Here is a 3,611-nt window from a genome sequence, read left to right as displayed (position 1 = left end):
CTTCTCTTCTTCCCTCACAAGGCTGTATGACCTCCGGAAACTGAACGAGGCCAGTGGCGCTCCGGTTGCAGTTTGCGGTCGTCGCCCTCCGCTTGCGAGAATGGCGCCCCGCCCGAAGATCCGACGACATGAACGACCCTCAGCAGACCCGCCGCATCCTCGACAAGCTTGCGCGGGCCCGGGTCGCCGATCCCAAGTTGGAGGTGTTCGGCGCCGATGCACACGGCTACGCTGTCCACGCGCCGGCCAGCCCGCGCACCGTGAGCGACTTCGAAGCACGGCTCACCATCGCGCTGCCCGAGGCCTATCGACGGTTTGTGCTTGAAGTGGGCAATGGCGGAGACGGATACGAAGGCTCGGCGGCCGGGCCGTTCTACGGCATCTACGGGTTGGGTGACGGCATGGCGCCGCGGGAGCGCGACCGGCTCACCAAGCCTTGCATCCTGTCGCCGGGCATGTCGCAACCCGATTGGGACGGGCTCGTGGCTGGGCTGGGCCTGAGTGACGAACTTGATGGCGTCGACTATGAGGAGGCGTTAGACAAGCTGTTCGCTGGCGTGCTGCCGGTGGGCACGCAGGGCTGTTCCCTCTATCACGGCCTGGTGCTCAATGGCGCGCACGCGGGACGCGTCGTCAACTTCGACACCGAATACCACTCGCCGCCCGTCTTCGCGTTCGAGCCTGACTTCCTCGCCTGGTACGAGCGCTGGCTGGACGAAGTCATCGCGGGCGACCTTGTGCAGAAGACCCCCTCGTGGTTCGGCTATACGCGCGGCGGGCCCGAGGCCCGACTGCTGGCCGGGTGGCTGAGCAGCGACGACGCGCAAACGGCGCAGGAGCATCTCGCCGGGCTGCTGTTCAAGAAGCGGCTCAGCGAAGTAACGTTGGACTCACTGGTCCAGCCCCGGCCCCACGCGCTGGCGCATCGTTCACTCGTCTGCCAGATCCTCTGCAAGCACGACCCCGTCAAGGCCAAGCCGCTGCTGGCCGAGCTGGCTGCGCAGGAGCCGCTGATTTTTCTGCAGTGCCTGCATTGGTACGCCCGTGACCACGCAACTCAGTGGCAAGTCGAGATCCTGGCCATTGCCGACCGCATCACCGACCTGGAAACCTTCCGGTTCTTCACCTATGTGCTGGAAGCCCTGCCCGTGGACCGCGGCCCCATCCTGGCCCCATTCACCGGCCACGAGCAGGCCGGCATACGCCGCCAAGCCTTGTACGCGCTGGGCAAGGTGCCGGACCGGCGGCCGCACCTGCATTGCTTCATCGCCGGGTTGGCCGATGAAGACAGCTTTGTCGTCCACGCCGCGCTGCAGGCGCTGGCGGGCCTCAAGGACCACTCACTGCTTCCCCACTATCGCCGCGTGGCCGAACGCTACCCCGAAGAACGAGACAACGTGCTCATCAACCTGGACCATCGACTCAAGGAGTTCGGCACCACACGCGCCGCTTTTCTGCCGGCGCCGTCCGAGGCAACGCGTGAGCACGCATCGCCTGACGAGGCTCGGGACAAAGGGTCAGTCTCCTGGATGCGGCACCTTGCAAATCGACTGACGCGGCGCAACGGCAGTCGATGAACGCCGACGAGCCCGATCAACGGGCTTTCACCACAAAGGCATGCAGCTCGGCGAACAGCCCGTCGCGAAGTCGCCAGACGTCCGAGTAGTGGTGAAGCGCGGCCTTTCCGTGCTCAGGGCACTACAAGCAGTTCATCATCGGCATTTGCAGCGCAGTGTCTATTTCTCGCGGTGCGGATCGTCGTGAGACAGTCAATCAACGCATCCGTCTTGCACCAAGACCGATAGGAATCTGCCGATGAAACTCCTGCTCACGTCCGGTGGCGTCAAGAACGCCAGCATCCACGGCGCATTGCTCAGCCTGCTGGGCAAGCCCATCTCCGAGTGTTCGGCGCTGTGCATCCCCACCGCCAGCTATGGCCATCCGATGGCAGGTCCGCAGGCGGCCTGGCGGTTCGTCGCGGGGCGGCAGTCGATCTGCCCGATGGTCGAGCTGGGGTGGAAGTCGGTGGGCCTGCTGGAGCTCACGGCGCTGGCCAGCATCGGCGAAACGCGCTGGGCTCCGTGGGTTCGTGCGGCAGATGTTCTCCTGGCGGACGGTGGCGATGCCTTGTACCTCGCCCACTGGATGCGCCAGTCAGGCCTGCTGACGATGCTTCCGTCGCTACGACACGCGGTGTGGGTCGGCTTGAGCGCGGGCAGCATGGTGATGACGCCGAAGGTCGGCGACGCGTTCATCGAGATGAGGCCGCCGATGACCGGCGAAGACCGCGCGCTGGGGCTGGTCGATTTCTCCATCTTCCCGCACCTGGACTATCCCGGCTTCGATGAAAACACCATGGCATGCGCCGAGCGGTGGGCGGCCACGATTGGCGTCCCCGCCTATGCCATCGACGACCAGACCGCCATCCAGGTCGTCGATGGCACGGCCACGGTCGTCAGCGAAGGAAACTGGCGCTACTTTGGGGGTTGAGCTTCGCCAGGTACCGCGCAGCCTCCGCCAAGCCGCGCACCTTTTGCGCATCCAGCGTCGACGCACGGTCCCCACCGCACACCGCGCTGCGGAACCCGGCGAAGTCGGGCGCCAGTTCACGCAATGCCGGCAGATCCGGCAACAGCAAGGCACCGGCCAGCCCGGCCAGCTTGCCGGCCTCGCGCACCGTTGCCACGAAGCGCTGCAACTCCGTTGCGCCCACGCACGCAAAGATGCTCCCGGCCCGCTTGTCCGCCGTGTCCGCCATCACCGCCGGGAACCCCAGCCGGCAAGCTCGCGCAATCAGCCCGGTGTCAAGCCCCGCATCCGCAATGAACACCGGCACCACCGCATGCCGACTTTCCGCCAGCATGTCGAGCACCTCTGCAGCATCCGGTGAGCGCTCAATGCCAACCTTGACGTAGTCGACCCCGCAAGCCCCCACCGCTTCCACACGCGCTTCGATGAGATCGAGCTGATCCATCCCCACATCCCCAATCGTCGCGCTGATCGGCAACGCAATTCCCCGTTCCCGCAACCCCCGCACGACCGCCCGGATCGTCGCCACCGGCAGCCCCCCCAGCGCGCCCTCGCGCGGCTCCTTCAGGTCGATGAAATCCACCCCGCCTTCCGCCGCCAGCAAGGCCTCGTCCAGATCCCGCACGCTCACCAGCAGCCGCATGCGCGTCATCACCGCGCCTCCTTCTTCGCATCACCCGCCCGATGCCGCACCACCGCCTCCCGCAACCACCCCCAGGCCTCGCGCTCCCCGTCCCCCGCCGTCTTGTCGATCGCAATCTGCAGGTACGCCATCTCCGCATCGATCTTCTCCGCCGCCAGCATGTGCAGCCGGCTCACCAGCACCGCCCCTTCGATCACCGCCGCCTGCGCGCGGTTGAATCCGATGAACGGCCCATGCGCCACCTCATGCACTCGCGCCATCCGCAGCACCGGCCGCTGCACGTCGTCGCGCCTTTCGGCCAGCGCCAGCTCCACATGCCCCAGCGCATTCGCCAGCCGCCGGCCTTCGATCTTCTCGGCCGCCACCAGCGGCCACAGCTTGCGCCCCGTCACGCAACCGGCGAACACACGCGTGTCGGTCAGCAGGTTCAGCACCGCAT

Annotated in this window: 4 protein-coding genes; 2 read left to right on the top strand and 2 right to left on the bottom strand. The window is 66.4% G+C overall.

The window, feature by feature from the left end:
- Positions 1 to 128 precede the first annotated feature (128 nt).
- Positions 129 to 1,577: an SMI1/KNR4 family protein gene (locus tag AC1D12_RS28010; RefSeq protein WP_477826232.1), complete on the top strand. Its 1,449-nt coding sequence runs from the start codon at positions 129 to 131 to the stop codon at positions 1,575 to 1,577.
- A gap of 238 nt (positions 1,578 to 1,815) precedes the next feature.
- Complete coding sequence (locus tag AC1D12_RS28005; protein ID WP_477844354.1) at positions 1,816 to 2,490, top strand: Type 1 glutamine amidotransferase-like domain-containing protein; 675 nt, start codon at positions 1,816 to 1,818, stop codon at positions 2,488 to 2,490.
- Here the strand turns inward: AC1D12_RS28005 and AC1D12_RS28000 are convergent.
- Both AC1D12_RS28000 and AC1D12_RS27995 read right to left on the bottom strand, forming a co-directional pair.
- Positions 2,456 to 3,181, bottom strand: a complete 726-nt coding sequence (locus AC1D12_RS28000) for a (5-formylfuran-3-yl)methyl phosphate synthase (RefSeq protein ID WP_477828381.1) — start codon at positions 3,179 to 3,181, stop codon at positions 2,456 to 2,458. The genes AC1D12_RS28005 and AC1D12_RS28000 overlap by 35 nt on opposite strands.
- A partial coding sequence (locus AC1D12_RS27995; RefSeq protein ID WP_477844352.1) for a DUF447 family spectrin-like domain-containing protein occupies positions 3,181 to 3,611 on the bottom strand: 431 nt, incomplete at its 5' end. The genes AC1D12_RS27995 and AC1D12_RS28000, both read right to left, overlap by 1 nt.

It is taken from the genome of Rhizobacter sp. P1_G5, from assembly GCF_056405435.1.
This window is presented reverse-complemented; position numbering and strand designations above follow the sequence as displayed.